A 26,044-nucleotide genomic window follows, 5' to 3' on the forward strand; every position below is an offset into this window, starting at 1 on the left:
CCAAGGCTGCCCAGAATGGCTGCTCGAAAAACCGGTACTAGAACCCGCACGTCGGCTCGCAAGGCGACTGGCTCCGCGTCCCGCAAGGGCACGCGAGGCCGGCACGTCGCGGCCGAAGTGCATGAGGACGAGCTTTCTCCAGCGCCGGCTGGATCTCAGTCGCTCGTCATCGTCGAATCGCCCGCCAAGGCGAAAACCATCGGCAAGTACCTTGGCCGCGGATATCGCGTTCGCGCGACCGTTGGCCACATCATGGATTTACCCGAGAAGAAGCTCGGCATCGATATCGAAAAGGGGTTTGAGCCGGAGCTCATTCCCATTCCTGGAAAGGAAAAGACGATCGCGGAGCTGAAGAGCGCCGCGAAGGATTCACGCGAAGTCTTTATCGCCACCGACCCTGATCGTGAGGGCGAAGCGATTGCCGCTCACGTTGCGTTCCAAATCAAGCCGAAGCGTGGCGCAACGAACGTACCGATCAAGCGCGTGCTCTTTCACGAAATCACGCGGGACGCGGTACGGAATGCCATCGAGCAAGCGGGGTCGATCGACGAGAAAAAAGTCGCGGCACAGCAGGCGCGTCGCGTGCTCGATCGGCTCGTCGGCTACAAGGCGAGCCCCGTTCTATGGAGGACGGTGAAGAAGGGGCTGTCTGCGGGCCGCGTGCAGACCGTGGCGCTGAGACTCATCGTCGAGCGCGAGCGCGAGATTCGCGCGTTCAAGCCGGTCGAGTACTGGACCGTCGAGGCGCTGCTCGAGAAGGACAAGCAGCAATTCACGGCCAAGCTTCATCACATCGACGGCAAGAAGGCCGAGATCCCGAACAAGGCGGAGGCAGATCGCATCCTCGGTGACCTGAAGGGCAAAAAGACTTTCACGGTCACGGATGTGAAGCGCCGCGAGCGACGCAAGAATCCGGCGGCGCCCTTCACGACGTCGACGTTACAGCAGGAGGCAGCGAAGAAGCTCTCGTTTGGGTCGAAGCGCACCATGCGCGTCGCTCAAGATCTCTACGAGGGAGTGGATCTCGGCGACGAGGGTGCGGTCGGTCTGATTACGTATATGCGAACCGACTCGACGCGCGTGGCCGAAATCGCGGCGGGACAGGCGCGCGAATACCTGCACACGCTCTTCGGTAAGGAATTCCTCGCCGCCGGCCCGCAGCTGTACGGCAAGAACAAGGGGAACGCGCAAGACGCGCACGAGAGCGTCCGGCCAACGGATCCTTCACGCCGACCGGAAACCATCAAGCGTCATCTCACGCCCGACCAGTTCAAACTTTATCAACTGGTCTGGCAGCGCTTCATGGCGTCGCAGATGGCGCCGGCGGTATTCGATACCACGACAGTCGACTTCGACATTCCGGCATCGAAGCAGCCGGACATTGGCCGTCGCAGCTATCTGTTCCGCGCCACCGGCTCGATCGTGAAGTTCCAGGGCTATCTGGTGCTCTATCGTGAGGCGCACGAGGAAGGCGAGCACAAGACGCTCGAGGACGAGCAGGCGCTGCCCGTCGTGGCCGTCGGCGAGAATGTGCCATGCAGGGGCATCACGCCAACGCAGCACTTTACCGAGCCGCCCCCGCGGTACTCGGAGGCGAGCCTGGTAAAGGAGCTGGAACAGTTAGGCATTGGCCGCCCCTCGACGTACGCATCGATCATATCCGTTCTTGCCGATCGGCGGTATGTCGAGCTGCAGCAGCGGCGTTTCTTCCCCACCGAGCTGGGTGAGACGGTGGAGAAGGTGATGGTCAAGCAGTTCCCCGACATCTTCAACGTGAGCTTTACGTCGGAGATGGAAGAAGAGCTGGACAAGATCGAGGGCGGTGAGCTCGAGTGGCAGAAGGTATTGAAGGACTTCTATAAGCCATTTGAGAAGTCACTCAACAAGGTCGACGCGGGCGCGTTGATCGCGGCCGCGCACGATCTGTCCGAGGTCGCGAACCTGCGCTGTCCGGACTGTGGCGGAAAGCTGGAGCCGCGTGGCGGCTTCTTCGGCCCGTTCCTCGCCTGCGAGAACCATCCGAAAAAGTGCAAGTACACGCGGCCACTCAAGGGCGAGCGTGCGAAGCCCGTGATGACCGAGTACAAGTGTCATCTCTGCGGCTCGCCGATGGTCATTCGGCAAGGACGCAGCGGTCAATTCCTCGGCTGCAGCACGTTCCCCAAATGCCGCGGGACGCGTTCGATGCCGACGGGTGTGTTCTGCCCGAAGGACGGGGGCGAGCTGGTCGAGCGTCGCTCACGGAAGCGCGGCACGGCGTTCTACGCGTGCTCGAACGAGAACTGCGACTTCGTCGTCTGGAACAAACCCGTCGCGGAGAAATGTCCCGAGTGCGGATATCTCGGCGCAGAAGTGAAGTTCAGCAAGGCGCGCGGCGAATACCGCAAGTGCCTCAAGTGCGGCAACGAGTGGGATGTGCCGCAAAAGGAAGATTCGGCGGAGGCGCTTGCCGGGTAGAGGGCAGAGCACAGAGGGTAGGGCGCTGAGGGTAGAGGGACTAAGGGCAGAGAGCGCGGGTCGCGAAGCCGTTCGGACCCTCCGCCCTCTGCACTCTGCCTACGGCCCTCTGGCATTCTCTACCTTCTGCCCTCTGCCCGCCGCCCTCTGCCCAGCTAGTACAGATTCACCCAGGCGCGCCCCTTCGCCGTTGTGAGTGCCGAGGAAGCCGACAGCGCCTGTTGGACCGCGCAGGACGAATACTGAATCGACGTGCTTCCGGAGAGCGTCACCGCATCACCCTCGTCGAGCGCCGCCGCCATCTCGACGCCGATAATGCCGTTGTTGCTGCCGCTCGATCGGATCGTGCCGCGCGCGATCACCACTCCGGTGAAGCTGAAGTTTCCTGATTTGGTCAAGTCGCCGTCGACCAGTAGTATGCCCTGTCCAGTACCGTTAGTGAGTGTCGCATTGCCGGTGATGTGAATGATCGGCATGTAACTCTCGCACGCCGCCGCGGGAGTGTGGCGGACGGGATCGCCCCAGTTCTGGTTTGTTTTTTGACAGACGCCGCTACTCACCGCCGGCGCCATGCCGTTGTATGTCCCGCCTCCGAGCGTGATGTTTGCCAACGCCGCAAGCGATGAATAAGTCGATCCGCCGTAATTGAAGTAGGTATTCGAATCGCCAGCTGCAACACTGGTGGTGAACGGTGGATTCCCGTTGATCGTCACGGAACCGTTGACCGTGGTCGTCGCCGTCGGCGTGATGACCGATCCCGGCACGTTGGTGAGCGATCCACTGCAAGCCCATCCAGACGGGTTGGCATCCATTCCGTTCACGTTGACGTTTCCGCTCACGCGAATGTTGCCGGCCGCCGTCACCGCGCCGAGAAAGTTGAGGGCCGGCGTGTTCAGACGGAATAACGAGCCGAATCGGCGCCGAGCACCGTATTGGAGGCTGTTGCCGCGCGTTTGCGCCTCCGACACCGCCCAGAAGAAGGGCCCGGGTAAGCGGGTCACGAACACGTTCACGGTGGCCCCGCTCACGTCGGTATAGCTCTTCGTGAGCGTGTCGCCAACGGCCATCGTCGTGTTCTTCGATTGATCCCAGTCGGTCGTTAGGCGATTGAGCCCCAACTCGGCAGCCGTTTCCGCCCGCGTCTCGTTGAGCGTGTTGGCGCCGACGCGATAGTCTTGCGTCGCCAAATACATCACGCCAGTGATCAACGTCCCGACGATCACGATTGCGCCGAGCACCATTGGTAAGGCCATTCCCGCACGGGGGCTACGCGTCATCGCGTTCATATAATCCTCCAATTGCGGAGCCCAACTCGACCCGCAGTGAATCGCGGACCTCGGTGGTGAGCCCGGCAACTTGAATTGTCCTGGTGCGCTAACCCGGCAACATACTGGTCTTCGGTGCCGGAGACGTTCGACCTAGTAGAGATTCACCCAGGCTCGACCCTTCGCCGTCGTCAGATTCGATGAGGCCGACAGAACCTGCTGGACCGCGCAGGACGAATATTGAATGTTCGTGCTTCCGCTGAGCGTCACCGCGTCACCGAGGTCGACCGCCGCGGCCATCTCCACGCCGATGACGGCGTTACTGTTGCCACTCGAGCGAATCGTACCGCGCACGATCACCACGCCGGTGAAGCTGAAGTTTCCTGATTCAGTCAGGTCGCCGTCGACGAGCAGAATTCCCTGCCCGGCACCCGTACTGAGATGCGCGTCGCCGGTGATATGAATGATCGGGAAATCGCTCTCGCACGCCGCCGCGGGAGTGTGTCGTACGGGATCGCCCCAGTTGCTCGTGTTGGTCTTCTGGCAGACGCCAGCGTTCACGACGGGACCCATGCCGTTGTACGTCCCGCTGCCGAGCGTGATGTTCGCCAACGCCGCAAGCGATGAATAACTCAAGCCGCCGTAATTGAAGTACGTGTTCGTGTCGTTAGCGGCCACATTCGTGGTGTAGGGCGGATTGCCGCTGACGGTCGCCACACCGTTGAAGGTTACAGTGGCCGTGGGACTGAGGACTGCGCCAGGCACGTTGGTGAGCGTTGTACTGCAAGCCCATCCAGACGGGTTGGCATCGTTTCCGCTCACGGTCACGTTGCCGCTCGCCTTGACATTGCCGGCCGCCGTCACCGCGCCGAGAAAGTTGAGGGCCGGCGTGTTCAGGCGGAATAACGAGCCGAATCGGCGCCGAGAACCGTACTGGAGACTGTTGCCGCGCGTTTGCGCCTCCGAGACGGCCCAGAAGAAGGGGCCCGCCAAACGGGTCACGAACACGTTCACGCTCGCGCCGCCGACGTCGGTATAGCTCACTCGGAGCGTGTCGCCGGTGACCATCGACGTGTTCTTGGATTGATCCCAGTCACTCGTTAGGCGGTTGAGTCCCAGCTCGGCCGCCGACTCGGCGCGCGCCTCGTTGAGCGTGTTCGCGCCGACGCGATACTCCTGCGTCGCGAGATACATCACGCCGGTAATCAGCGTCCCGACGATGACGATAGCGCCAAGCACCATCGGCAGCGCCATACCAGCGCGGCGGCTACGCGTCATTGCGTTCATAAAGTCCTCATTTCCAATTGCGGAGGCCGACCTCGACGCGCAGCGAATCCTGGAACGTCTGCGGCGAGCCCCCGGCAAGCTGTATGGTTCGTGTTCCTTGACCCTGCAAAAGAATGCTGATCCGGCTGACACTCGTCCTGGTCGCCGTCACGTTACCGAGGGTGTCGTAGTACGTGAAACGCACACCGGCGAGCTCCGGGTGTCCGCTGACGTACGGGCGCAGCGGCCCCGCAATCGGCTGGATCGCATTGCACACCGGCACTCGGCCCGTGATGCAGTCGTAATAGCCGAGATACCAGGAACCATCGGCCGCGTTGTACAGACTGTAGTGCACCTTCTTGAAGAATCGCACCGCCGCGCCCGTGCTCACGGTCGCGGACTGCGTCGGCGAGAGAGTAAAGTTGAAACTCGGATTGGACCCCGAAACGTCCGTCGACTTCATCAGCCCGCTCGCGGACGTGCAGCCAGGACTCGCATTCGAGAAGGCAATGCCCGTGGCCGTGATCTTGTGTAGCGATACCGTATCGTCTTTCGCCGACGTGCTGGTCGAATCCACGTAGAGCATCAGTGAATCACCGATGCTCGGCTGCCGCGACCAGACCGTGAGCGCCGAGCCTTTCGCGAGCGTGACCGCTGGAATGGCGATCTGCGAGCTCGCTCTGGTGCTCGAGCAGATGAAGGAGCTGCCGAATGTCGCTCGGAACTCGATCGACGTGTCGCTCATGGCGTAGATGTCGCCACCCTTGCCGGAAATCGAGCGGAGATCGCTCGGCATCATCACTGCTGCTTGTCTTACCTGCGTCCGCGTGAGCAGTATCTCGTTGGCGCCCGTGTAGAAGCGGTCCTGCTTGAGCAGGAAGCCGATGATCAGGCCACCCAAAAGGCCAAGCAGGACCATCGAGACCATGAGCTCGATGAGCGTGAGACCCGCGCGAGCCGGTCGGTCGGCGCGTCTCGTGGCTGGCTTCAACATGAGATGAAGCTCCTATAGATGCGCGTCTGGGTCCGACGATTGGCGACGAAGGTCACTCGAACCGTGACGTCGTCGGCACGGGCGAGGTTCACCACTGTCCACGTCTGGTTGATGCCGTTGGTCTTGGCCGAGTCCGACGTGTGCGCGGAGCACGACTGCGATCGCATACGCTCGAAACGCGCCTCGGCAAGCGAGGCCGCGAGCGATCTGTTCTTGGCGGCCGTCATTAGCGTGATGACGTTCGCCGACGTGGCAACCATCGCAAGTGCGCCCACCGAGAAGACCATCAACGCGACGAGAAGCTCGACGAGAGTCCAGCCGCGCCGCGCGCGTATTCGGTGTTGCTTGTTGGGTTCGAGCTGAGCGGGCATCGTCAGCATCCCCTTGCGCGCGTGTTGCCCAGCCCCGTTGCGCACACGGTGTCGGATTTGGATCCTTTGCTGACGATGATCTTGAGGGAGGTCGGCGTGCCGGTGATCAGGCCACGCGAGTCGAACGAGACGGTCGTGTCGGTGACGGTTGGCGCCGCCACGGTGCTGAGCGTCACGCCGAAGCGCTGCGCGAGATCGACCGTCTTCCCAAGCTGGACGTGGACACCTAACGAGTCACCAAGGACTTTTAGGGTATTGCCGCTGCGCACGAACCAGGATTGCCGGCTGCGCTGAATGGCAATGGCGCGAGCCTGAAAGAGCGTCGCGCTTACGACCCGCGTCGCGGAACTGCGCGAGTTGCCCGAGAAGGCGCCGGAAACACTCTTGCCAGTGATCGCGATAATGACGCCAGCGATCGTCATGACGACGACCAGCTCGAGGATAGTGAATGCGGCTCGGTGGTAGGCGCCCGTTCTATCGTCGTGCCGCGGTGGCAACGCGATGCCGTGAAGGGCGATCGACGTTTTGCAATCGAGCTCGGACACCGCGAAGCATCGTCGCTTCAGCATGGTGAGACCTCGCTGGAACGTTATTAGTGAAAAGAATCCTTACAGTGTGCGGCCAAACTACATTACCAGAGTCAATCCTCGTACCAATTGCCGAAACGCTTGAACTCGGAACGACATGGGCGCACATGAGCAAGTGCGTCTTTGCCTAACTGTCACGAGGACTACACGATAGCCACGTGCAGTTTTTCGTCGGGTGAAATGACCCAGCGGAAAGCACGAAATAGGCTGACGTTAGGCATCGTCTTGCGGCTCATGAACCTGCGTTCCGCGCCGCAGATTGCCTGCGATCGTGCAATCTGCTGGTAACGTGCAGATGTTTATCGTTCCGGCGCAGGAACGGCCAGACGGCGCAAGCTCTCGCGGGACGTCGTCTGCTAGGAGCGGATCGCTGCCAGCTTCAAAGCCCTCTCGAGAGCTCCCTCGAGGTAGACTGGTTCCAGCCCTCCCGCCCAGTATTCGACCGCCTTGCGATCGGGCTGTGATGTCTCCTGCTCGGTTGACAGCACGATTCCGCGGCCGCCGGCCGGAACGAATTCAATCCAGCCACTCCAAGTGCCATCGCCGCGAACGTCGGCACATGTACGCGGACGGTATTCGGTGCCGTCGCGGGCTCTTACGCGTGCGGTGTGCTCGTGAATGAGGTACGACATGTTGCCATCTCGCTGCGGTCCCTTCGCGAACCCCTCGGCTGTTCGTTCAGCATCGAGCGGGTATCACAGGATGCAATTGCAACACCTTCGCCAACGCCGCACCAAAATGTCGACAACGGGGACGACCGGGAGGGAGTGGCACCCACGGCGCGAGCGCTTCGCCTCTCATTGTTCGACTTGCTCCCTTTATGCCGAACGACAGCGAAGCGTTGATGGACAAGTCCATCAACGCTTCGCTGCGGTTAGGCGACTGCGTTATCCGACCGCGATGATGTAGCCCGAAGAGGGGCTCGGAGCCGTCGGTCGCTTGTCACATTGGGGCGGCGGTGCCGGTAGCTGCAGCAATCGGAAGTTGTTGTCGAGTGTTGGGAGCTCAATAGGAAGCATCGCCGATCCCTCCGAACCCTGAGTACGCAGCCGCGACCATATAGCCGCTGAAGTGCTTCACTCGGCGATACACCGTATTGTGGAGCGGGTCGAGCCATGCACGAAGCGTTGGATCGGCGATGGACTCGTCCACGTATCCGTCGTCACCGGCGTCGTACAGAATGCTGTACGCGCCGGACGTATGAAGCTGCCGGTCCGTGTACAAGGACAGCACAACCCAACGATATACAGTCCGCGCATCCGCCGGCACGAAACGCAACTCCGGCGAGAATTGCGCGAAGGCGTAGCCACCCTTGCTCGACCAACGTACCGTGACCTGAATCGGATGATTCACGGGCGTGCAGGGCGAATCCCACTGCGTCACTCCATAACCCGATGTCGCGGGGTCGCAGATAGACTGAGCCGGGAAGTAGATCCAGTTCGACCCAAAGGCATACGTACGGGAGACGTTCGGATCGATCGTGAGCGTTGCGACGTCATCCCCGCCATCCTGTTTCGACGACTTCGAGTCGGAGCTCGATCGCGACGCCTCAGGCTGTAGAGCTTGAACATCGAATGCCGGCCGTTCGGCGGCCGGCGGCGCGCTCGTGGCATCTGAGCACGCGCTCGCGCCCACCAGGGCCACGAGCAGGGCAGCGCTCCGCCGTACCAGCGTCGATACGTGCATGCGAAAGTCCTCGGGAATCGTGAACGTGTCATCGGCGCACGCGTACACTGCGGCGCGTCAGAACGGGCGTGCCCTGACGATCGGGCGTCCCGCGCGCCAATGGTTAGGCAAGCGCCATTCCTAATGAGAGAGTTCGTTGCACGCTGCGAAAATCCGGTCATGGTGTCGAAATCGTTCGGAACGCGCTGTCCGAATGAGTGCTCGTTACGCCACTATTTTCTGGTGCGTCAGCGCACGCAATGGTTCCTGCGCTTCGCGTTTCGCGAGACTTTCTGGCGTTCTGCGATGGTCAACCTCAACGCCGGCGACGTACATTGGACTGCGATGCGGCAACCTATAGAGGTCATCGGTGGTGGGCTCGCCGGCAGCGAAGCGGCCTGGCAACTCGCCGAGCGTGGCCACGATGTGGTCATCCACGAGATGCGGCCACTTCGCCCGACGCCGGCTCACAAGACGGATCGGCTGGCGGAGCTCGTGTGCTCGAACACCTTCAAGAGCACTGAGACCACCAACGCGCACGGCCTGCTCAAGGCGGAGATGCGCATCCTTGGCTCGCTCATTCTCGAGGCGGCCGATTCGGCGCGCGTGCCCGGTGGTACAGCGCTGACCGTCGACCGCAACGTCTTCTCGCAAGCGGTACACGATCGCCTAACGGCGCACCCGCGCGTCCGAGTGACGCGGGATGAGGCGACGTCGCTCCCGGAGAGGGGCGTGGTCGCGACCGGCCCGTTGACGTCGGATTCCCTTGCGACCGCGATCGCCGCGGCGCTGGGCGTCGAGTCGCTCGCGTTCTACGACGCCATTGCGCCGATCGTTGCGGCGGACTCGATCGACGAAGCCGTCACCTTTCGGGCGTCGCGCTACGGCAAGGAGACGATGCCTAACGCGGCCGAGGATGAGAAGAGCCAGGCGGGGGCCTACATCAACTGCCCGATGACGCAGGAGCAATACGACGCCTTCCTCGACGCGCTCGTACAGGCCGATCGGGCAAGCGCCCATGACTTCGACTCGCTCCCATACTTCGAAGGCTGCATGCCGGTCGAGGAAATGGCGCGGCGCGGACGCGACACGCTTCGCTTCGGGCCGATGAAGCCTGTCGGGCTTCGAGATCCGCGGACTGGGCGTCAGGCGCATGCGGTCGTTCAACTGCGGCGAGAGGATCGTGCTGGCCGTATGTGGAATCTCGTTGGATTCCAGACTCGGCTGCGCTATCCGGAGCAGCAGCGTGTCTTTCGGATGATACCCGGTCTCGAGAACGCCGAGTTCTTGCGCTACGGCTCGATACATCGAAACTCCTACATCAATTCGCCGGCGGCGCTGTCGCCATATCTTGCGCTGCGCACGCGGGAGACGACGCTCTTCGCCGGGCAGCTGACTGGCGTCGAGGGTTATACCGAGAGCTCGGCGACTGGGCTTCTTGCCGGGATCAATCTTTCACGAATGCTCAACCGCGAGGAGCCGCGCGTGCCGCCGCCGACAACGATGCTCGGCGCGCTGTACCGGTATCTTCGCGATGCCGATCCGCGCTACTTTCAGCCGATGAATGCGAATTTCGGCCTCCTCGACGAACTGAGCACACCCGTGCGCGATAAGCGGGTGAAGCGCGAGCAGCTCGCCGAGCGCGCGCTCGCCGACATGCGGAAATGGATACATGACGAAACGCTCGTCGCCGCGCACGGCTGACACGCCGCCGCACGACTCGCCCGAGTCAGAGGCGCCTCTGCCGGGCGAGATTACGGATTTTCTCATCCATCTCGAGAAGGAGCGCGACGTTTCGCCGAACACTGTCAAGGCGTACCGCCGCGATCTGCGCGAGCTGTTCGATTTTCTCGCCCAGCACTACGGCGCCGACGCATGGACATGGCAGGGCGTCGATCGGCTTGCGATGCGAGGCTTTCTCGCGCGCCTGGCACGGCGTGGATTGAGCAAACGATCGATGACGCGCACGCTCTCGGCGGTGCGGAGCTTTTACAAATACATGCACCGGAACGAGATCGTCGATGCCAACCCCGCGCGTGCCGTCGGCGCGCCGCGACTGGAGCGCTATCTGCCAGGGTATCTGGATCGTGCGCAGATCGATCTGCTCTTCCAGACCGCGGAAGTGCGGGCGTGGGAAGGGGGCTTCGTCGATGTCCGAAACCTCGCCATCCTCGAGCTGTTCTACTCGACGGGCATGCGGCTTTCCGAGCTCCAGGGGCTCAGCCGTTCGGATCTCGATCTCGTCTCGCAGCAGGTAAAGGTGCGCGGCAAAGGACGCAAGGAGCGCATCGTTCCCATCGGCGACGCGGCCACGCTCGCTCTGCGAAACTACGAGGCCAAGCGAGACGCGCTGCTACGGTCGATCGCCCCGCGCGGCGACCGAATGGCCGTATTTCTCGCGCGCACGGGGCGTCGCATCGGGGTGCGTGCCATACAAAAGGCCGTGACCGCTTTCCTGCGAGAGATCGACGAAGAGGCTGGCCTAACGGTGCACTCGCTTCGCCACACGTTCGCGACGCATCTGCTCGACGCAGGCGCTGACCTGCGCGCGGTGCAGGAACTGCTTGGCCATGCGTCAATCTCGACGACCCAGATCTACACGCACACGTCGGTCGAGCGGCTGAAGAAGGTCTATCAGAAGGCGCACCCGCGGGCGTAGAACGCAGGCCGCCGCGAAAGGCCGCGGCCCGCGGAGTGCATTGGATTGTCGAGCACGTCGCTGCTCCATCACAATCCTCATCCCGTGCGAGTCGAGACGTTTCCCCTCATCATTGGCGTCCTCGTTGCCATGCTCGGCATCGGCATCTTGTTCGATGCATGGACGCCAGATACGGTGGTCGCGCACGAGCGCCGGCGTCGGCGACGCATCGAGCGCCACCGTAACGGCGAGGCGATGATTGGGCTCGGTGTGCTCGCGCTCGCCGCGGCGTTCATCGGACGCGACAATTGGCGTTACTCGATCCTCGTCGTGATTATCGGCGCCGCGTTCCTCGTCATCGGGACGGCGCTCAACGGACGTTACGTACGCGAGCTCTTCGTGAATCGGGGACCACTGCGGCGGCGCGAGGAAGCGGAGCAGAACAGCGAGCTAGTCACGTCTCCCCCAGTCGCTGGCGAGGTTGAGCGCCCGGTTGCGGGAGACGCGACGCGCTCCGTAGGGAGCGGTTGGCCGGCTACCGACCGTCGGAAGAAGCCTCGGGAGGGCGATCGCCAGATTCCGCGACCATCTGCACCGGACGACCCGCGCCTCAAATAACTAAGTCCTAGCCACCGCAGTATCTTCCGGTGCATGACAGACCTGCTGCCGCGGATACGTGCGACCACCATTCTGGCGGTGCGCAAGAACGGAAAGGTTGCGCTGGGTGGGGACGGCCAGGTGACCGTCGGCGAGACGGTCATGAAGTCGAACGCGCTGAAAGTCCGACCGCTGCGGAATGGAAGAATGCTTGCGGGATTCGCTGGTTCCGCGGCTGACGGAATGCGACTGTTCGAAAAATTCGAGGAAAAGCTCGAGCGGTATCCCGAGAACATGCCGCGCGCTGCCGTGGAGCTGGCGAAGGATTGGCGAAGCGATCGCGTGCTCCGGCGTCTCGAGGCCCTTCTCGTCGTGGTGGACCGCGATCACGGATTTGTGATCTCGGGAACCGGAGAGCTGATCGAGCCGGATGATGGTGTACTGGCTATCGGCTCTGGCGGTCCGTACGCTCTCGCCGCGGCAAGGGCGCTGATCGCGAACACCGATCTCGAACCGAAGCAGATCGTCGAGCGAAGCTTGCGAATCGCTGGCGAGATCTGCGTGTATACCAATACGAACGTCACGATCCTGGAAGCGTGAGGGGCTAGCCCCTTCTTTCATGCCATCTAACCGCACCGAACAAACTCTCGCTCGACTCGCCGATCTGACGCCGAAGCAGATCGCTTCGGAGCTCGATCGGTACATCGTTGGGCAGGGCGACGCGAAGAAAGCGGTCGCGATCGCCCTGCGCAATCGGTGGCGCCGGCAACGAGCGCCCGAGTCCATCCGCGAGGAGATCAGCCCGAACAACATCATCCTCATCGGCCCAACCGGGGTTGGAAAGACCGAGATCGCGCGTCGCCTCGCCAAGCTCGCGGGTGCGCCATTCATCAAGGTCGAGGCGTCGAAGTTCACCGAGGTTGGCTACGTGGGTCGCGACGTCGAAGGGATGGTGCGCGACCTCGTCGAGAGCGCCATCGACATGGTGCGCGGCGAACGCGAAGGTGAAGTCGAGGATCTGGCGAACGAGCGCGTCGACGAGCGACTCCTCGACCTGCTGCTTCCGCCGCCACCGAAGACGGTCGACGGCAGCGCACGCAAGGAGGTCACCGAGTCGAACGGGGGCGAGGAGACGGACACGTTAGGCGTATTCGTCGTGTCGGGGAGTGGCGCGGTCACGAAGGAGCGCACGGATCCGGCAACGGAGCGATATCAGCGGACGCGCGAGAAGCTCCGCCAGCTGCTCCGCGATGGACAGCTGGAGACGCGCGAGGTCGAGGTCGAAGTGCCGGCGACGGCGCCCATGTTCGACATGTTCGCGTCTCAGGGTGCTCCCGAGGGCATGGAGAACTTCACCGAGATGCTGCAGGGCATGCTCCCGAAGCGCACGAAGAAGCGCACCGTGAAGGTGAGCGAGGCGCGCCGCGTGTTGTTCGAGCAGGAGCTCGAGAGGTTGATCGATCTGGAGGATGTCACCTCCGACGCCCTCGAACGGGTCGAGAAGTTAGGCATCATCTTCCTCGACGAGATCGATAAGATTGCCGGCGAGCGGTCGCAAATGGGCGGACCCGACGTTTCACGCGAGGGTGTGCAACGCGACTTGTTGCCGATCGTGGAGGGCTCCAACGTCCAGACGAAATACGGGATGGTAAAGACCGATCACGTCCTCTTCATTGCTGCCGGGGCGTTTCACGTGTCGAAGCCGAGCGATCTCATTCCAGAGCTGCAGGGACGATTCCCGATTCGCGTCGAGCTGAAGCCACTCACCGAGAAAGACTTCGTCCGCATCATGACGGAGCCGGAGAATGCACTCACGAAGCAATACGCGGCGCTCGTCGCCGCGGATGGTGCGTCACTCGACTTCACCGACGAAGGCATTCGCGAGATCGCGCGTATAGCAGCGCAGGTGAACGAGCGGATGGAGAACATCGGCGCTCGTCGTCTGCACACCGTCATGACGACGTTGCTCGAAGAAGTCCTCTACGAGCTCCCTGACGGCACGGCGGCCCGTATCGTCGTCGATCCGGCAATGGTGCGTGAGCGGCTCAAAACGATTGCCGAAGACGAGGATCTGCGCAAATGGATTCTCTGAGCGCCTCCGACCACTCGGGTAATAAGCGAGTTGATATATAGAATACCAAACGGCTCGGCGAGTTCTCGCCGAGCCGTTTGGTCGCAGCGGGCGGCCCCTCAACCGCCACGCTGCCTGTCCCTCCCTCGATCCACTTCCTCCACTTGCTACAGCAGTTTCAGCATTGGCCGCGTCGACCGGCGTCGCACCGCGCTCGCGCGCAGGCGGGCCGAAGCCGCGGCAAAGATTCTCGCAGACGCCCGAAGCGAGGTCGTCGCTTCGGCAAGGCGGTCGCCGCTCGCGCCTAACGCGCGCAGCTGTGCCTCGAGGTCGGCGAACGCATTCGCCGAGCGTTTGGTTCGAAGTGTGAACATCGTGACCTCCTCCCGCGTCATCGCGGTGAGTCGAGTAAAAACGCGAAAGGCATCTCGCGTGAGCCGGGAACGTCGCCGCTCAGCGTGGATGCCTAGGAGGTCCTGGCGCGCTCGTGCGGTCGATCTCGCGATCGGACCGGCCATGCGCGGCTCGGTTCACCTTCGGCAACCGGACGACGTCGTCGGGCATTTCACCCTTCGACGCTCCTGGCTTTGCGGCCCCGCCTCGCGACGGGTGTGCTAGTATCGAGTGAGATGGTCTTTCAGTTTGGCCTCGTATAAAGCAACGCGCGGGCCGGGCGGCGGGCTGTTGGTAATCCGTTGATGCGGGCCCGCTTCTGCGGTGCCGTCCAGGAACGTTACAGCCATTGCTGCTTGCAGACTGCCTGACCTCTTGGATGTTGCGAGAGTCGCTAGCTTAACCGCTTCCGCGGCTCGCTCGCTCCCATTCCTCTCGCATTTGCAACTCGAAATGGAACGCGATTTTCTCCAGATCCCCGACTTTTCCCGCAACGAGATCGCGAGCCTGTTCGATCTCGCCGACAGGATGAAGGCCGGCAAGTACAAGAATCGACCGCTCGAGGGGAAGTCGCTGGCGATGATCTTCATGAAGTCATCGACGCGAACGCGCGTGTCGTTCGAGGTCGGCACGTATCAACTCGGCGGCCACGCTCTCTTTCTCTCGCCGCGCGACGTGCAGCTTGGGCGCGGCGAGCCGATCGCGGACACGGCGCGCGTGCTCTCGAGATACGTCGACGGGATCATGATTCGCACCTTCGCACACCAGGACATCGAGGAGCTGGCCAAGTACGCGTCAGTGCCGGTGATCAACGGACTCACGGACTTGGTACACCCTTGCCAGGTGCTCGCCGATCTGCTCACCGTTAGGCAACAGCTCGGCGACGTCGAGGGGTTGCGCTACGCGTGGATCGGCGACGGCAACAACATGGCGAACTCGTGGATCAACGCGGCGTATGTCCTCGGTTTCGATCTCACGCTCGCCTGTCCCGAGGGCTACGAGCCCGCGGATCACCTGCTCGCGCGCGCGCTCAAGAAGGCGAAGGTGCGCGTGGTACGCGATCCGATGGAAGCGGCGGAAGGCGCTGACGTCGTGAACACCGATGTCTGGGCGTCGATGGGACAGGAAGAGGAGCAGCGCGAGCGAGCGCGTGCGTTCGCGAACTATACCGTGAACGCGAAGCTCATGAAGAACGCGTCGAAGAAAGCAATCTTCCTGCACTGTCTTCCGGCGCATCGCGGCGAGGAGGTCAGCGCGGACGTCATCGACGGGCCGCAGAGCCGCGTCTGGGACGAGGCCGAGAACCGCCTGCACATGCAGAAGGCGATCATGGCGGCCTTGATGGGAGAAGAATCGCTCGGCTGAACCGCTCGATCGGTCAGTCGATGTTGATCGCGAATCGATCGGCACGTCCATACAGGGCGAGCGCGGCATCGGCCCAGACCTGGTGAGCGTGTACGATCCCCGCGTTCTCGTACACGAGCCCAATCCGCGCGAGTTCGCCAAGTGCGGTCGTGAGCTCGGCGCGGTTCAGGGGTGCCACATCCGCCAACGATCGCGCGGTGGCGCTCCCGCCTAACGATGCAAGGAGACGCAGGACGTCGAGGGGAGCAGCGGCCAGGCGCGCGATCCAGTCGTCGACGATTCGGGCCGTCGAGCGCGGAAGCTCGTCGACCGAGCGCGCGAACGCACAGAGCAGCGCTGGGTGTCCGCCCACGCGCGCAAAAATGTCATCGAAATCTAGGAGACAGCATCCCCGTCGCCTGCCGTCGACGAGCAGTGCGGCCTCCGTGCGGTGCAGGCAGCCGATCGCAACACGATGAAGGAGACTGGCTTCGGGAAGCGTCAGGAGCTCTGCTTCGCGCAGTGCCCGATAACCGAGCAGCCAGTGGACGCGGTGATCGGTGCTCCAGCGAAACATGGCGCGCCAAAACGGCCAGATCGCGCCGTCGACGACATGCATGTCGTCGATCAGAATCATCAACGGTCCTTCCTCGGCGATTGCCTCGAGCAACTCGATGAGCAGGTCATAAAGTACGTCGGGGGATAGCGATTCAGCTGGCAAGCCGTTAGGCGACTTCGGTGTCGCGAGCCGTTGCAGAGCCGCGAAGGCCTCTGGTACACATCCGGCAGCGCCGGGCTCATCGAGCAGCCGCGCGATCAGCTCGACGACGAGCGAGAACGGTCGGAGCGCGTGGACTGCTTGCGCGCCGACGCGAACGACGCGAACCGACTCGATCATGCGCACGCGTTCGACCTCGCGGAGCAGGCGTGTCTTTCCTATGCCGGCCGGGCCCCAGAGAACGATCGCGCCACCAAGTCCCTCGCGCGCCATCGAGACAGCGGACCAGATCCGGCGCAGCACGTCGTCGCGGCCGATCAATACCGAGCAGTCGACGTCCTTAGCCGGCGAACCACTCGCTCGTGCCTCGACGATTCGCTGCCGCAAGATCGTCGCCGGCATACTCTGCTCGTTCGCGCCGAGAAGTCCGGCGAATTCGTCGAGCGTCCGAAGCGCCGCAGCCTCATCGCTCGTTATGCATTGTGCTTCGGCCAGGCTGAGCCAGGCGTCCTCGCTCGCGTCATCGAATACCAGTGCGAGGCGAGCCAATCGCTCGACGAGAGCCCAGTCTCCTTCCGCCCTGGCAACGCCGATGGCGGTGCGCAACCAGCGCATCACCGTCGCCGTGATCACGTCGCGTACGTCATCGATGCGGTCGGCAAGTAGGGATGACGCGGTGAGGTAAAGATTCGGCAAAACAGCGCCGATGATGGGGACGTCTGCCCGCACGTCCGCGACAGACCGTGGACTCTTCGTGAGGCGCCGATAGTCGACGGCAATTTCCTCCAGCACCACCGTGACCTCGGAGCATACGAGGGGAACGCCCAGCCGCCTCAGACGGTGAAGCAGCGACCGGAAGCGGTGATTTCGATCGCGGTCGCCGACATCGGGCCAGAGCAGGGACGCCAGCTCGCGACGCGTCAACGGCGCGGGGCTGCTGGTCGCGAGCAGGAAGACCAAAGCGAATGCAATCGGCTGCTCCGGACCAATTCGCTCGTCGCCAACATGAATCTCGCTCGCGCCGAGCGTGCGAAGCTGTAGCATGGGAGCCAGCTGGTGAAGTGACGCATCACGCCGGATGAGGTGTCGGGCGCCTGACGGGACTCGATAACGTCGGCCGCATGACGCAACACCATCGGAGCGGCGAATGACGGTGCGGAACGTTGCGGCGCTGAGCGCGCTCGCTTCACTGGTCGCCAGTGCGTGCATCGCCGTGGGGCAGAGAGTGGAGGACACGGCCACTTCGTGCGTTGGCGAACGGTGGCTGTCTCCACATGAGCTGCGGACGCCTGACGGCTTCACAGTCTTCGTGGCGCATCCGTCGATCACACGGGTGCGCGGCGACGTATTCATCGCGGGCTGGCCGATCGAAACCTTCGACTCGCTCGGTGCGCGCGTCTGGCCATTAACGTCCGGCAAGCGGCAACCGTCCCTCAAGCCCGAGGAATACCCGGCGGGAGTCAGGATCGGGAAAGACCGCGGAGTGCAACTCGTGCCGTGGCCGGCTGATCTCGCATCGGGTCCTTGGATGCCAGTGGCGACGAGCGATGCCGACGGTTACGCACACGTCGTATGGGGAAGCCGCGACAGTGTGGAGATGTCGTCGCTCTTCATGGTGCGCAGCCTCTGGTATTCACGATTCGACGGGGCAACGCTGGGCCCTCCCGCGCGCCTTCTCACGACTGAAGGGTTGATCCGATGGACTACGGCGCAGGCTTCGCCGATCGTGGCTCGCGATCGTTCACTGCACCTGATGGTTGGAATCCAGGGCGAGGAACTGCGATACGTTCGCTTCGACGGTGGCGCGTGGACGGTCCGTCGTGTGGGAATCGACCCGCTTTACGTGGGCTATCCGCGACTCGCCGTGCTCAGCACGGGGCGCGTCGTGCTCCTCATCCAGGGCAATATGACGCGCCCGCCCGTTCGAGCCATCGATGGATTTTTCATAACGAGCAGCGACGACGGTGGTAGGAACTGGTCGCCACCCGCCCCGATCTCTCGTGTCGAAGACGGCCCTGACTTCGATGGTCGACTGCTGGTCGACGACAAGGATGTGGTGTACGCGTTCTGGTACCAGCAGACCGACGCGTCCGGGAAACCGGCACAGGGTGTGTCGTTAGGCGGGAGCCCGGGACGCATCTATGCGACGCAGTCGTTCGATCGAGGTGCGACGTGGCGGCGGGCGATGCCGACGTCGCTGATCGCGAACGCGGATGAGTTGCAGGTATTGCTGCGGCCCGACCACTCGGTGTTGTCGGTCCTGGCAGATGGAGATGGCAAGCGCATGCTCGCCAGCACATGGTCAAATGGTTGGAGCGACTTCGCGATCATCGACGCGAAGCTCAGCCCGTACAACCCAGCACTCGGAACGGACGATGCGCAGCGTCCGCTCCTCACCTGGGGCATTCGGCGCGAACCCAGCTGGGTCGGCACGATGACGACAAGCCTTGTCCCGTGTCACTGAGCTGGGCGCGCGCCGTCGCCCCTCTCTCCTCGCACCGTTAACGCGTCCGGGGCGTTCCGCGGTCGAGGCACACCTAACGACGCGCGCGATGGCGCGCGAACAGGAGGAATCATACGATGCACGAAAGATCATCGACGGCTTTCCGGGCCGCCGTCCTGCTCACGCTGGCTGTCGCGGCGTGCAACGACGCGCCACTCGCACCTCGCGGCCGAACGCCGCAACCGAAGTCGGAAGCGTCTCTGCGGCAAGGCAACACGCAGACCTTCAGTGGACGCCAGGCGGATTCGGTGATGCGGGTGTTCGACGTCGCTTGGGCACGCAGCCACCCGGAGTATCAAAACGCGCGACGCGCCTGGCGGAAGGCGAACGGAATTCCGGACAGCGCCGGCGATCCGAGGTTGACGCCCATCCCGATCACGCCTAACGCATTGCTCGCTGGCGACGAGAGCGGCACATACCGTTCGCCACCGAAAATCATCTCGCATTACGAGGCGCTGCACTTCGGTCAGGTCGACAAGTCCAGCAACGTGCCGGACGGCATCGAGGCAGAAGCCGTATTCGTCGGCGATCAGGCCGAAATCTCGGTACAGAGCGTTACCATAACGGGAAAGGATGGTAGCACGTATTCCTCGTCCGGAGAAATGGCGCAGGGTCCGGGGCAACTCATCAATTGCACCGACGCCGTCCTTGGCACCTGCGACAATCGGCGACGGCTCAATGGCGTGATGGCTCTCAATGGTGCGCCTACCTGTAGTGCCTCTGGTAGCGCCACGGTCGGCTACTATGTCTCAAATGTGAATCTGCCCGTCAGCATCGGTCTCGGCCCGGTCTCGACCGGGAGCAGCGGCAACAACGAGTCGAGCGTTGCGGCCAACGCACAGGTGACGAGTCAAGCGTCACCGTGTTCGTCAGGCGACGACGGCGGTCAACAGCCCACAGACTCCACGAACGCCACGCCGCCGACAGGACCCGTTGGTGTTCCGTCAGGTCCGCCGCCTCCGCCGACAGGTCCGAATGCGCCGTACTATCCGCCCGTGTCTTATCCGCCGACGACCGGTGGCACCGGCACCGTCAGTTTCCACTGCGAACAGGGAGACATCTACTACTACGGTGCGCTCTTCGAGACGAGAATCACGTGTTACCCAGACCCCTGAGAGGAGATACGAGATGTCTGCGAACAGAACACATTGGTCGGCGCTGATCTGGTTCCTGCTGCCGGCGCTCGCTGGAATGCCACAGCCGATCGCGGCACAAACGAGAGAAATGACGATCGCGCTCGTGAAGGCACTGGCCGATTCCTCGGCGACGGCGACGATCATCCGGGAACCTGGTCCGACGGGACGGACGTTGCTTCTGCTGCCCGAAGGCGCTGACGCGACCGCGCTCGCCACCGCGCTCGCCTCGCTGCACCGATCGCGAGAGATCGACGGCGAAGCGCTCGCGAACCGGGTGGTAATCACGTTGCACGGTCGGCGCTCACCATACTCGCTGAGCGCCGACGAACAGCACCTTGCCGAGGAGTATGTTTCGCGTTTGCGAAAGCAACAGGATGAGCAACTTGCGGGAGTTGGACCCGCGAAAACGCTCGTCGTGACGATGGCGCACGTCCACCGCAGCGGCTAGTACTGCAACCAACGGCGACGGGTCTGGATTCCTCGTTCAGACCCATCGTCGCGGCTGGCACCGCGTGCTAGCTTCGAGGCCTGCTCGGCACTGAGTACACCATTCACACGAGATCATCGACATGTTGAACGAAGGAAATCGGGCACCCGCCTTTACCGCCATCACCGACACCGGCGAGACGATCTCCTTGTCTGCGCTCCGCGGCCGTTCCGTCGTGCTGTACTTCTATCCCAAGGACGACACGCCGGGCTGCACGGTGGAAGCATGCGAGTTTCGCGACGCGCTTCCACAATTCGAGGACCTGGATGCGATTGTGCTCGGTGTGAGTCCGGATTCCGTGAAGAAGCACCAGCGTTTCAAGACGAAGTACAAACTGCCGTTCACCCTCTTGGCCGATCCCGATCACGCAATCGCCGAGTCGTATGGTGTGTGGGGCGAGAAGATGATGTTTGGGCGAAAGTATATGGGAGTACTGCGAACCACCTTCGTCATCGACGGGGAAGGCCGCATCGCGAAAATCTTCCGCACCGTGAAGCCTGAGGGACACGCCCAGGAGGTCGAGCGAGCGCTAGCGGAATCAGCGCGCGCCACGCGTTAGGGTGGAAACCGGGGCCGTCGCGATCTTGTGCCTTCGGCATCCCGGCGCAATCATCGTCGACGATGAGCAAGAGTCGCCGACTCTCCTCGCGAGAGCGCTACCGCGATTTCGTCGAGGATTACAAGCACAAGCGCCTCGACGATTCCACGAACGCCGAGGCCGCGAAGCGCGTGGAACCGTCTCTGACGGACAACGGGGACGACAAGACTGCGGCGGCCGCAAAGCAGCGTGGCAACCGGCGTAAATACGTCCGCGATTACCTGCATTGGCTCCGGCCACACCGCTACGCTCTGGCCGCGGTCTTCCTACTCGCTCTGATCTCGGGTGCGCTGCAGATGGTCGAGCCGCTCTTCATGCGGTTCATCATCGACCACGTATTGCTGAACAAGGTGCTCGACGTCGCGGCTCGGTTGTCTCGCCTGCAGATCGCGGGTCTGACGTTCCTGGTCGTGATCGTGATCTCGAATTCCCTCGGTGCGTTGAAGGACTATCGTCAGCGTTTGCTCAATGTTGGCGTGATGCTCTCGTTGCGTCGCGCCCTGTTCGAGCGGCTGCTGCACCTTCCGCTATCCAAGCTGTGGGACATGAAGACGGGCGGCATCCTGTCGCGCCTCTCCGGCGACATCGATACCACGACCGGCCTCTTGCAAATGGCGATCGTATCGCCTGCAGTCTCGTTCATTCGGCTCATCATTGCCGTCGTCGTGCTGGTGTCGCTCAACTGGCGGCTCGCGCTCACCGCGCTGGCTGTCATTCCCGGCGTCGTGCTGGCGAGCCTCACGTTCGCGCGGCGCGTGCGACCGATTTATCGGTCTTTGAGGAAGGACGCCGAGATGATCGATGGCCGCGTCGGCGAGACGTTCTCGGGCATCCGCGTCGTTAGGGCGTTCCGCGCCGAGACGCGTGAGCTCCTCGACTATCTTCGCGGCCGACACACGGTGCTGCGAAAAGAATTGTTCGCGCACCGCCGCGAGCTCGTGCTGTGGACCTCATGGTCGCTGCTGCTCAGCGGCGTGAACGTGGTGATCGTGTGGTACGGAGGGTACCTCAACATCGCCGGTCGTGCGTCGATCGGCGACATCATGGCCTTCCAGTGGTACACCTTTCTGCTGCTCAATCCGGTCTGGTCGATCGTCAACTCATTCTCCGAGCTGCAGCGCTCCCTCGCGGCGATGGAGCGCGTCTTCGAGCTCCTGGCGACGGACGCCGACAAGCCCGACCGGCCCGACGCGCGTGAAGCGCCGCGAGTCGTGCGCGAGATCCGCTTCGAGAAGGTGGAGTTCGAGTACGTCGAGGGCCGTCCGGTTGTCCGCGAGTTCAATGTCGCCGTGCCTGCCGGGTCGGTGATTGCCCTGGTTGGCCGAAGCGGTGCCGGCAAGACAACAGTCACCGATCTCGTGGCGCGTTTCCACGATCCCTCGCGCGGCCGCATCCTGCTGAACGGGACGGACATTCGTGACCTGCGGCTGCACACGTACCGCGACCTGCTCGGCATTGTGCAGCAGGACGTGTTTCTCTTCGATGGCTCGGTGCGCGACAACATCGCGTATGCGCGCCACGACGCCACTGATGCCGACGTCGAGGATGCGGCCCGCCGCGCGAACGCGCACGAGTTCATCGTCAGGCTTCCGGATGGCTATGACACCTTCATCGGAGAGCGTGGCGTCAAACTCTCCGGTGGACAGCAGCAACGACTCGCGATCGCGCGCGCGATCCTCGCGTCTCCGCAGATACTCATCCTCGACGAAGCAACCAGCAATCTCGATACGGAAAGCGAGCAGCTCATCCAGGACTCGATGGCAACGCTGCTCGCCGGTCGTACGACTTTCGTAATTGCTCATCGCCTCTCCACCATTCGGCGCGCCGTTCTCATTCTCGTAATGGAGGACGGGCGCGTCATCGAGCGCGGGACGCATCAGCAGCTCATGACCGAGCGCGGTGGCTACCATAGTATGGTGCTGCGACAGATGGAGGTCGCGAAACACGAAGGCCAAGAGGTTCCGCTGATTCGGTGACGGGGGCGGCATCGGCACGGAGCCTGCCCGTAGGTGATCGGTACCAACCACCAGTCACCCGCTAACGAACCACCATGTCAGACTCTCACGTCGACGACCTGTACGACCTCATCGACGGCATCGAAGTCGCGATGCTCACCACGCGGCGCTCGGATGGCCAGCTCGTGTCACGCGCCATGCAGACTCAGCGCCGCACCGCGGGCGCCGATCTCTGGTTCGTCACCAACATCGAGTCCAATACGTTCGAGGAGCTTGCCTTCGATCCGCATGTGAATGTCTCGTACTACCGCGACCGCACACGCGAATGGGTGTCGGTGAGCGGCAGGGCAATTCTCTCGCGTGATCGCGATCTCATCCGCGGGCTTCACAAGCCGGACTGGAAAATCTGGTTCCGTGAAGCGCGTCCAGGCGACAAGAACGCAGGCACGGTGGACGATCCCCGGATCGCGCTGATTCTCGTCGAGGCTCAAGCGGTGGCCTACTTCAAGCGCGACCGGCCGCTACCTTTGGTGCTGTTCGATCTTGCGCGCGCAATGGTCGGTGGCGCGCCACCGGACATCGGCGACCAGCGCGAGGTGACCGCCGACGAGTTGCGTGCGGCGGCACGACGTCATCAGTCGGAGAACGAGCTGAGGACCTGATCGCGCACGACGACAGCGAAGTCGTAAGCTGGTACGAGACGCGGGCCGCGGACTTCGCCGCAGCCGCAGCAGTCATGGGAAGACGCGCCGACGCGCTTGCGAGCATGCGTCTCGGCAACTTTCTCGTCTGCGTTCTCTGCGGAGCCTGGCTCTTCTCCGACGCGAGACGTGCGATGCTCGCCGCCCCTGCGCTCGTCGCGAGCGTCATCGCCTTCTTCGTGCTCATCGCACTGCATGGTCGCGCGCGAAACGCAGCGGCCCACGCGCGGGCATTGTATGAGCTCAATGCGCGCGGGTCGGCACGCGTACGTCGCACGTGGGCGTCGCTGCCGAACGCTCGCGAAGGCGCTCCCGCAAGTCACCCATATGCGACCGATCTCGACGTGTGTGGCACGCCGGCGTCGCTCTTCCGTCTCCTCGATGTGGTGAGTGCGCCGACGGGACGGCCAACGCTGCTGCGTTGGTTGCTCGACCCGGCCGCCGCCGCGGATGAACTGAAGAATCGACAGATCGCGGTCGCCGAGCTCGCGTCCGTCACGGCACTCCGAGAGGAGCTCGCCGTCCTGGCCCAGCAGGGCCGCGAAATTGCGCCCGACCAGTTCGAGAGCTTCCTCGAGTGGGCAGAAGGCGCCGGCGATCTCTCGTTGAGCCAGTTGCGCGGTCTCGTCTGGTCCGCGCGCATCGTCCCTCTACTCACGTTCGCGACAACGGTACTGGCGTTCTTTCGTCGCGTGCCGTGGACCGTTCCCGGACTGTCTCTGCTCGTCGGCTTGTTCCTGCTCGGCCGATACCGCGCCGCGCTCTCCACCGGCCTAACGAATGTGCTCGCGCATGCGAGTGGTCTCGGCATTCAGCGACGCATGCTCCGCCAGATTGCCGCCGAATCGTTTTCGGCCACGCTGCTCCAACAGCTGCGCGAGCGCACCGCGGACGGTATCGAGGCGTTGCGCGCCCTCGAGCGCGCGCTGGGCCTCGTCGAGGGCCAGGGCTCGCTGATGCACACGATTCTCAATGTGCTCGTCCTGTGGGACGTGCACGCGCTGGCCTGGCTCGACCGGTGGCGCCAGCGTTACGGCCGTCACGTACGCGATAGTCTCGTCGCGTTGGGCGAAGTCGAAGCGCTCGCTGCACTCGGCATGCTCACGCACGACAACCCGCAGTGGACCTTTCCGGAGCTCGCTCCCTTCGGCGACCGCCTAACGGGAATCGCCCTCGGCCATCCACTACTGCCGGCGAGCACACGGGTGGCCAACGACGTCACCCTCGGGCCGCCCGGCACCTTGCTGGTCGTCACCGGCTCGAACATGTCGGGCAAGAGCACGCTCCTCCGCGCGATCGGACTTAACGTCGTACTCGCGCAGGCAGGCGCTCCGGTGTGCGCCGCGCGTCTCACGATGCCAGTCGTCGAGCTGCGCACCAGTATCCGGCTGGCCGACTCGCTCGAGCGCGGCGTATCGCTTTTCATGGCGGAGCTCGAGCGGCTAAAGGAAATCGTGGACGCCGCTCGCGCCCCGACCCGGACGAGTCTGCTCCTCTATCTCCTGGACGAGATTCTGCACGGCACGAATACCGCCGAACGGCTGATCGCCGCGCGCGCGGTGTTGACGCACCTCGTCCGGAGCGGCGCGATCGGCGCCGTCACGACTCACGATCTGACGCTCGCGGCAGACGGAGCGCTGGCGTCGGCGAGCGAGGCAGTACACTTCACGGAGCACGTGAGCGGCAATGGTGAGGGCGCAGCCGGGATGACCTTCGACTATCTGCTCCGTCCCGGCCTCGCGACATCGACGAACGCGTTGAAACTCCTCGCACTCGTCGGTTTGGGCGATCCTAGCGAAGCGAAGCATTGAATGCAGTTGGCCGCGGCATCATCTGTCGCGATTGGAGTTCACGAACGAACCCTCTGGGCCCCACGCTATGTCACCCGACGAACGCGCGATCCGCGACGTGATTGCAAGCTGGTTAACCGCGAGCGCCGCTGGCGACACGCCGACCGTGTTGTCCCTGATGTCGGACGACGTCGTGTTTCTCGTCGCAGGACAGCCGCCCTTTGGCAAGAAGGAGTTCGCCGGGAGCCTGAGCAGCCTCTCGAGCCATCGCATCGAAGCCACGTCGGATGTACGCGAGGTCGTTGTTTCCGGGGATCTTGCCTATGCTCGGGCGCAGCTCATCGTCACGATGACGCCGCTCGCGGGCGGCGCCGCTTTGCGCCGAAGCGGTCCAGTGCTGAGCGTTTTCCGTCGGCTTGCCGACGGCCGATGGGTTTTGAGCCGCGACGCGAATCTCCTCACGGTCGAAGATTCGCGTTAGCCCTGCCGTTCACCGTGACTAGAATTA

25 protein-coding genes and 1 riboswitch are annotated in these 26,044 nt (G+C 63.1%); of the genes, 16 read left to right on the forward strand and 9 right to left on the reverse strand.

Annotation, left to right across the window (positions count from 1 at the left end):
• The first annotated feature begins 15 nt into the window (after positions 1-15).
• Positions 16-2,457: a type I DNA topoisomerase gene (gene topA / locus VGH98_20635; protein ID HEY2378398.1), complete on the forward strand. Its 2,442-nt coding sequence runs from the start codon at positions 16-18 to the stop codon at positions 2,455-2,457.
• 155 nt (positions 2,458-2,612) lie between these two features.
• Here the strand turns inward: topA and VGH98_20640 are convergent, their stop codons facing one another.
• The 7 genes from VGH98_20640 to VGH98_20670 all read right to left on the reverse strand — a co-directional run bounded on the left by VGH98_20640 (position 2,613) and on the right by VGH98_20670 (position 8,626).
• On the reverse strand, positions 2,613-3,734 hold the full coding sequence (locus tag VGH98_20640; protein HEY2378399.1) for a hypothetical protein: 1,122 nt from the start codon (positions 3,732-3,734) through the stop codon (positions 2,613-2,615).
• Positions 3,735-3,875: 141 nt separating this feature from the next.
• A complete protein-coding gene (locus VGH98_20645) occupies positions 3,876-5,009 on the reverse strand; it encodes a hypothetical protein (GenBank protein ID HEY2378400.1) in 1,134 nt (377 codons plus the stop codon).
• 7 nt (positions 5,010-5,016) lie between these two features.
• Positions 5,017-5,982, reverse strand: a complete 966-nt coding sequence (locus VGH98_20650; protein ID HEY2378401.1) for a prepilin-type N-terminal cleavage/methylation domain-containing protein — start codon at positions 5,980-5,982, stop codon at positions 5,017-5,019.
• On the reverse strand, positions 5,976-6,353 hold the full coding sequence (locus tag VGH98_20655) for a prepilin-type N-terminal cleavage/methylation domain-containing protein (protein HEY2378402.1): 378 nt from the start codon (positions 6,351-6,353) through the stop codon (positions 5,976-5,978). Before VGH98_20655 ends, VGH98_20650 begins: the two co-directional genes overlap by 7 nt.
• A gap of 2 nt (positions 6,354-6,355) precedes the next feature.
• Positions 6,356-6,922, reverse strand: a complete 567-nt coding sequence (locus VGH98_20660; GenBank protein HEY2378403.1) for a prepilin-type N-terminal cleavage/methylation domain-containing protein — start codon at positions 6,920-6,922, stop codon at positions 6,356-6,358.
• A gap of 374 nt (positions 6,923-7,296) precedes the next feature.
• Positions 7,297-7,572, reverse strand: a complete 276-nt coding sequence (locus VGH98_20665) for a hypothetical protein (protein ID HEY2378404.1) — start codon at positions 7,570-7,572, stop codon at positions 7,297-7,299.
• A gap of 373 nt (positions 7,573-7,945) precedes the next feature.
• Positions 7,946-8,626 (reverse strand): hypothetical protein, encoded by a 681-nt coding sequence (locus tag VGH98_20670; GenBank protein ID HEY2378405.1) that lies wholly within the window; start codon positions 8,624-8,626, stop codon positions 7,946-7,948.
• On the opposite strand from VGH98_20670, the gene VGH98_20675 reads away from it, so the two are divergent.
• The 6 genes from VGH98_20675 (at position 8,625) to hslU (ending at position 13,932) form a co-directional block, all read left to right on the forward strand.
• On the forward strand, positions 8,625-8,750 hold the full coding sequence (locus tag VGH98_20675) for a hypothetical protein (protein HEY2378406.1): 126 nt from the start codon (positions 8,625-8,627) through the stop codon (positions 8,748-8,750). The two genes, VGH98_20670 and VGH98_20675, sit on opposite strands and share 2 nt — an antisense overlap.
• Before the next feature lie 200 nt (positions 8,751-8,950).
• Entirely contained in the window at positions 8,951-10,309 is a 1,359-nt protein-coding gene (trmFO, locus tag VGH98_20680) for a methylenetetrahydrofolate--tRNA-(uracil(54)-C(5))-methyltransferase (FADH(2)-oxidizing) TrmFO (GenBank protein HEY2378407.1), read from the forward strand.
• Complete coding sequence (locus tag VGH98_20685; GenBank protein HEY2378408.1) at positions 10,278-11,264, forward strand: tyrosine recombinase XerC; 987 nt, start codon at positions 10,278-10,280, stop codon at positions 11,262-11,264. The genes trmFO and VGH98_20685 overlap by 32 nt, the downstream gene beginning before the upstream one ends.
• Positions 11,265-11,348: 84 nt before the next feature.
• Complete coding sequence (locus tag VGH98_20690; GenBank protein ID HEY2378409.1) at positions 11,349-11,861, forward strand: hypothetical protein; 513 nt, start codon at positions 11,349-11,351, stop codon at positions 11,859-11,861.
• A 42-nt stretch (positions 11,862-11,903) separates the two neighbouring features.
• Positions 11,904-12,440 (forward strand): ATP-dependent protease subunit HslV, encoded by a 537-nt coding sequence (gene hslV, locus VGH98_20695; protein ID HEY2378410.1) that lies wholly within the window; start codon positions 11,904-11,906, stop codon positions 12,438-12,440.
• A gap of 19 nt (positions 12,441-12,459) precedes the next feature.
• Positions 12,460-13,932 (forward strand): ATP-dependent protease ATPase subunit HslU, encoded by a 1,473-nt coding sequence (hslU, locus tag VGH98_20700; GenBank protein ID HEY2378411.1) that lies wholly within the window; start codon positions 12,460-12,462, stop codon positions 13,930-13,932.
• 146 nt (positions 13,933-14,078) lie between these two features.
• Here hslU and VGH98_20705 read toward each other — a convergent pair whose 3' ends face one another.
• Complete coding sequence (locus VGH98_20705) at positions 14,079-14,285, reverse strand: hypothetical protein (GenBank protein ID HEY2378412.1); 207 nt, start codon at positions 14,283-14,285, stop codon at positions 14,079-14,081.
• 161 nt (positions 14,286-14,446) lie between these two features.
• Positions 14,447-14,537: riboswitch (cyclic di-GMP riboswitch) on the reverse strand.
• A 220-nt stretch (positions 14,538-14,757) separates the two neighbouring features.
• Between VGH98_20705 and argF the strand changes: the two genes are divergently transcribed.
• The gene (gene argF / locus VGH98_20710) at positions 14,758-15,669 is read left to right on the forward strand and encodes an ornithine carbamoyltransferase (protein HEY2378413.1); all 912 of its coding nucleotides are present in this window, start codon (positions 14,758-14,760) and stop codon (positions 15,667-15,669) included.
• A 13-nt stretch (positions 15,670-15,682) separates the two neighbouring features.
• On the opposite strand, the gene VGH98_20715 is transcribed toward argF, so the two are convergent.
• On the reverse strand, positions 15,683-17,410 hold the full coding sequence (locus VGH98_20715; protein ID HEY2378414.1) for an ATP-binding protein: 1,728 nt from the start codon (positions 17,408-17,410) through the stop codon (positions 15,683-15,685).
• Positions 17,411-17,513: 103 nt separating this feature from the next.
• Between VGH98_20715 and VGH98_20720 the strand changes: the two genes are divergently transcribed.
• The 8 genes from VGH98_20720 (at position 17,514) to VGH98_20755 (ending at position 26,017) form a co-directional block, all read left to right on the forward strand.
• Positions 17,514-18,830, forward strand: a complete 1,317-nt coding sequence (locus VGH98_20720; GenBank protein HEY2378415.1) for a sialidase family protein — start codon at positions 17,514-17,516, stop codon at positions 18,828-18,830.
• Positions 18,831-18,946: 116 nt separating this feature from the next.
• Complete coding sequence (locus tag VGH98_20725; protein ID HEY2378416.1) at positions 18,947-19,984, forward strand: hypothetical protein; 1,038 nt, start codon at positions 18,947-18,949, stop codon at positions 19,982-19,984.
• A 13-nt stretch (positions 19,985-19,997) separates the two neighbouring features.
• Entirely contained in the window at positions 19,998-20,453 is a 456-nt protein-coding gene (locus VGH98_20730; protein HEY2378417.1) for a hypothetical protein, read from the forward strand.
• 121 nt (positions 20,454-20,574) lie between these two features.
• The gene (bcp, locus tag VGH98_20735) at positions 20,575-21,051 is read left to right on the forward strand and encodes a thioredoxin-dependent thiol peroxidase (GenBank protein ID HEY2378418.1); all 477 of its coding nucleotides are present in this window, start codon (positions 20,575-20,577) and stop codon (positions 21,049-21,051) included.
• Positions 21,052-21,113: 62 nt separating this feature from the next.
• Positions 21,114-23,066, forward strand: a complete 1,953-nt coding sequence (locus tag VGH98_20740; protein HEY2378419.1) for an ABC transporter ATP-binding protein — start codon at positions 21,114-21,116, stop codon at positions 23,064-23,066.
• Between the two features lie 74 nt (positions 23,067-23,140).
• Positions 23,141-23,707 carry a pyridoxamine 5'-phosphate oxidase family protein gene (locus VGH98_20745; GenBank protein ID HEY2378420.1) on the forward strand — a complete coding sequence of 189 codons (567 nt, stop codon included), beginning with the start codon at positions 23,141-23,143 and terminating at the stop codon, positions 23,705-23,707.
• A gap of 74 nt (positions 23,708-23,781) precedes the next feature.
• Positions 23,782-25,557: a hypothetical protein gene (locus VGH98_20750; GenBank protein HEY2378421.1), complete on the forward strand. Its 1,776-nt coding sequence runs from the start codon at positions 23,782-23,784 to the stop codon at positions 25,555-25,557.
• A 67-nt stretch (positions 25,558-25,624) separates the two neighbouring features.
• Positions 25,625-26,017 (forward strand): SgcJ/EcaC family oxidoreductase, encoded by a 393-nt coding sequence (locus VGH98_20755; protein ID HEY2378422.1) that lies wholly within the window; start codon positions 25,625-25,627, stop codon positions 26,015-26,017.
• Positions 26,018-26,044 lie beyond the last annotated feature (27 nt).

The organism is Gemmatimonadaceae bacterium (assembly GCA_036496605.1).
Taxonomy (GTDB): domain Bacteria; phylum Gemmatimonadota; class Gemmatimonadetes; order Gemmatimonadales; family Gemmatimonadaceae; genus AG2.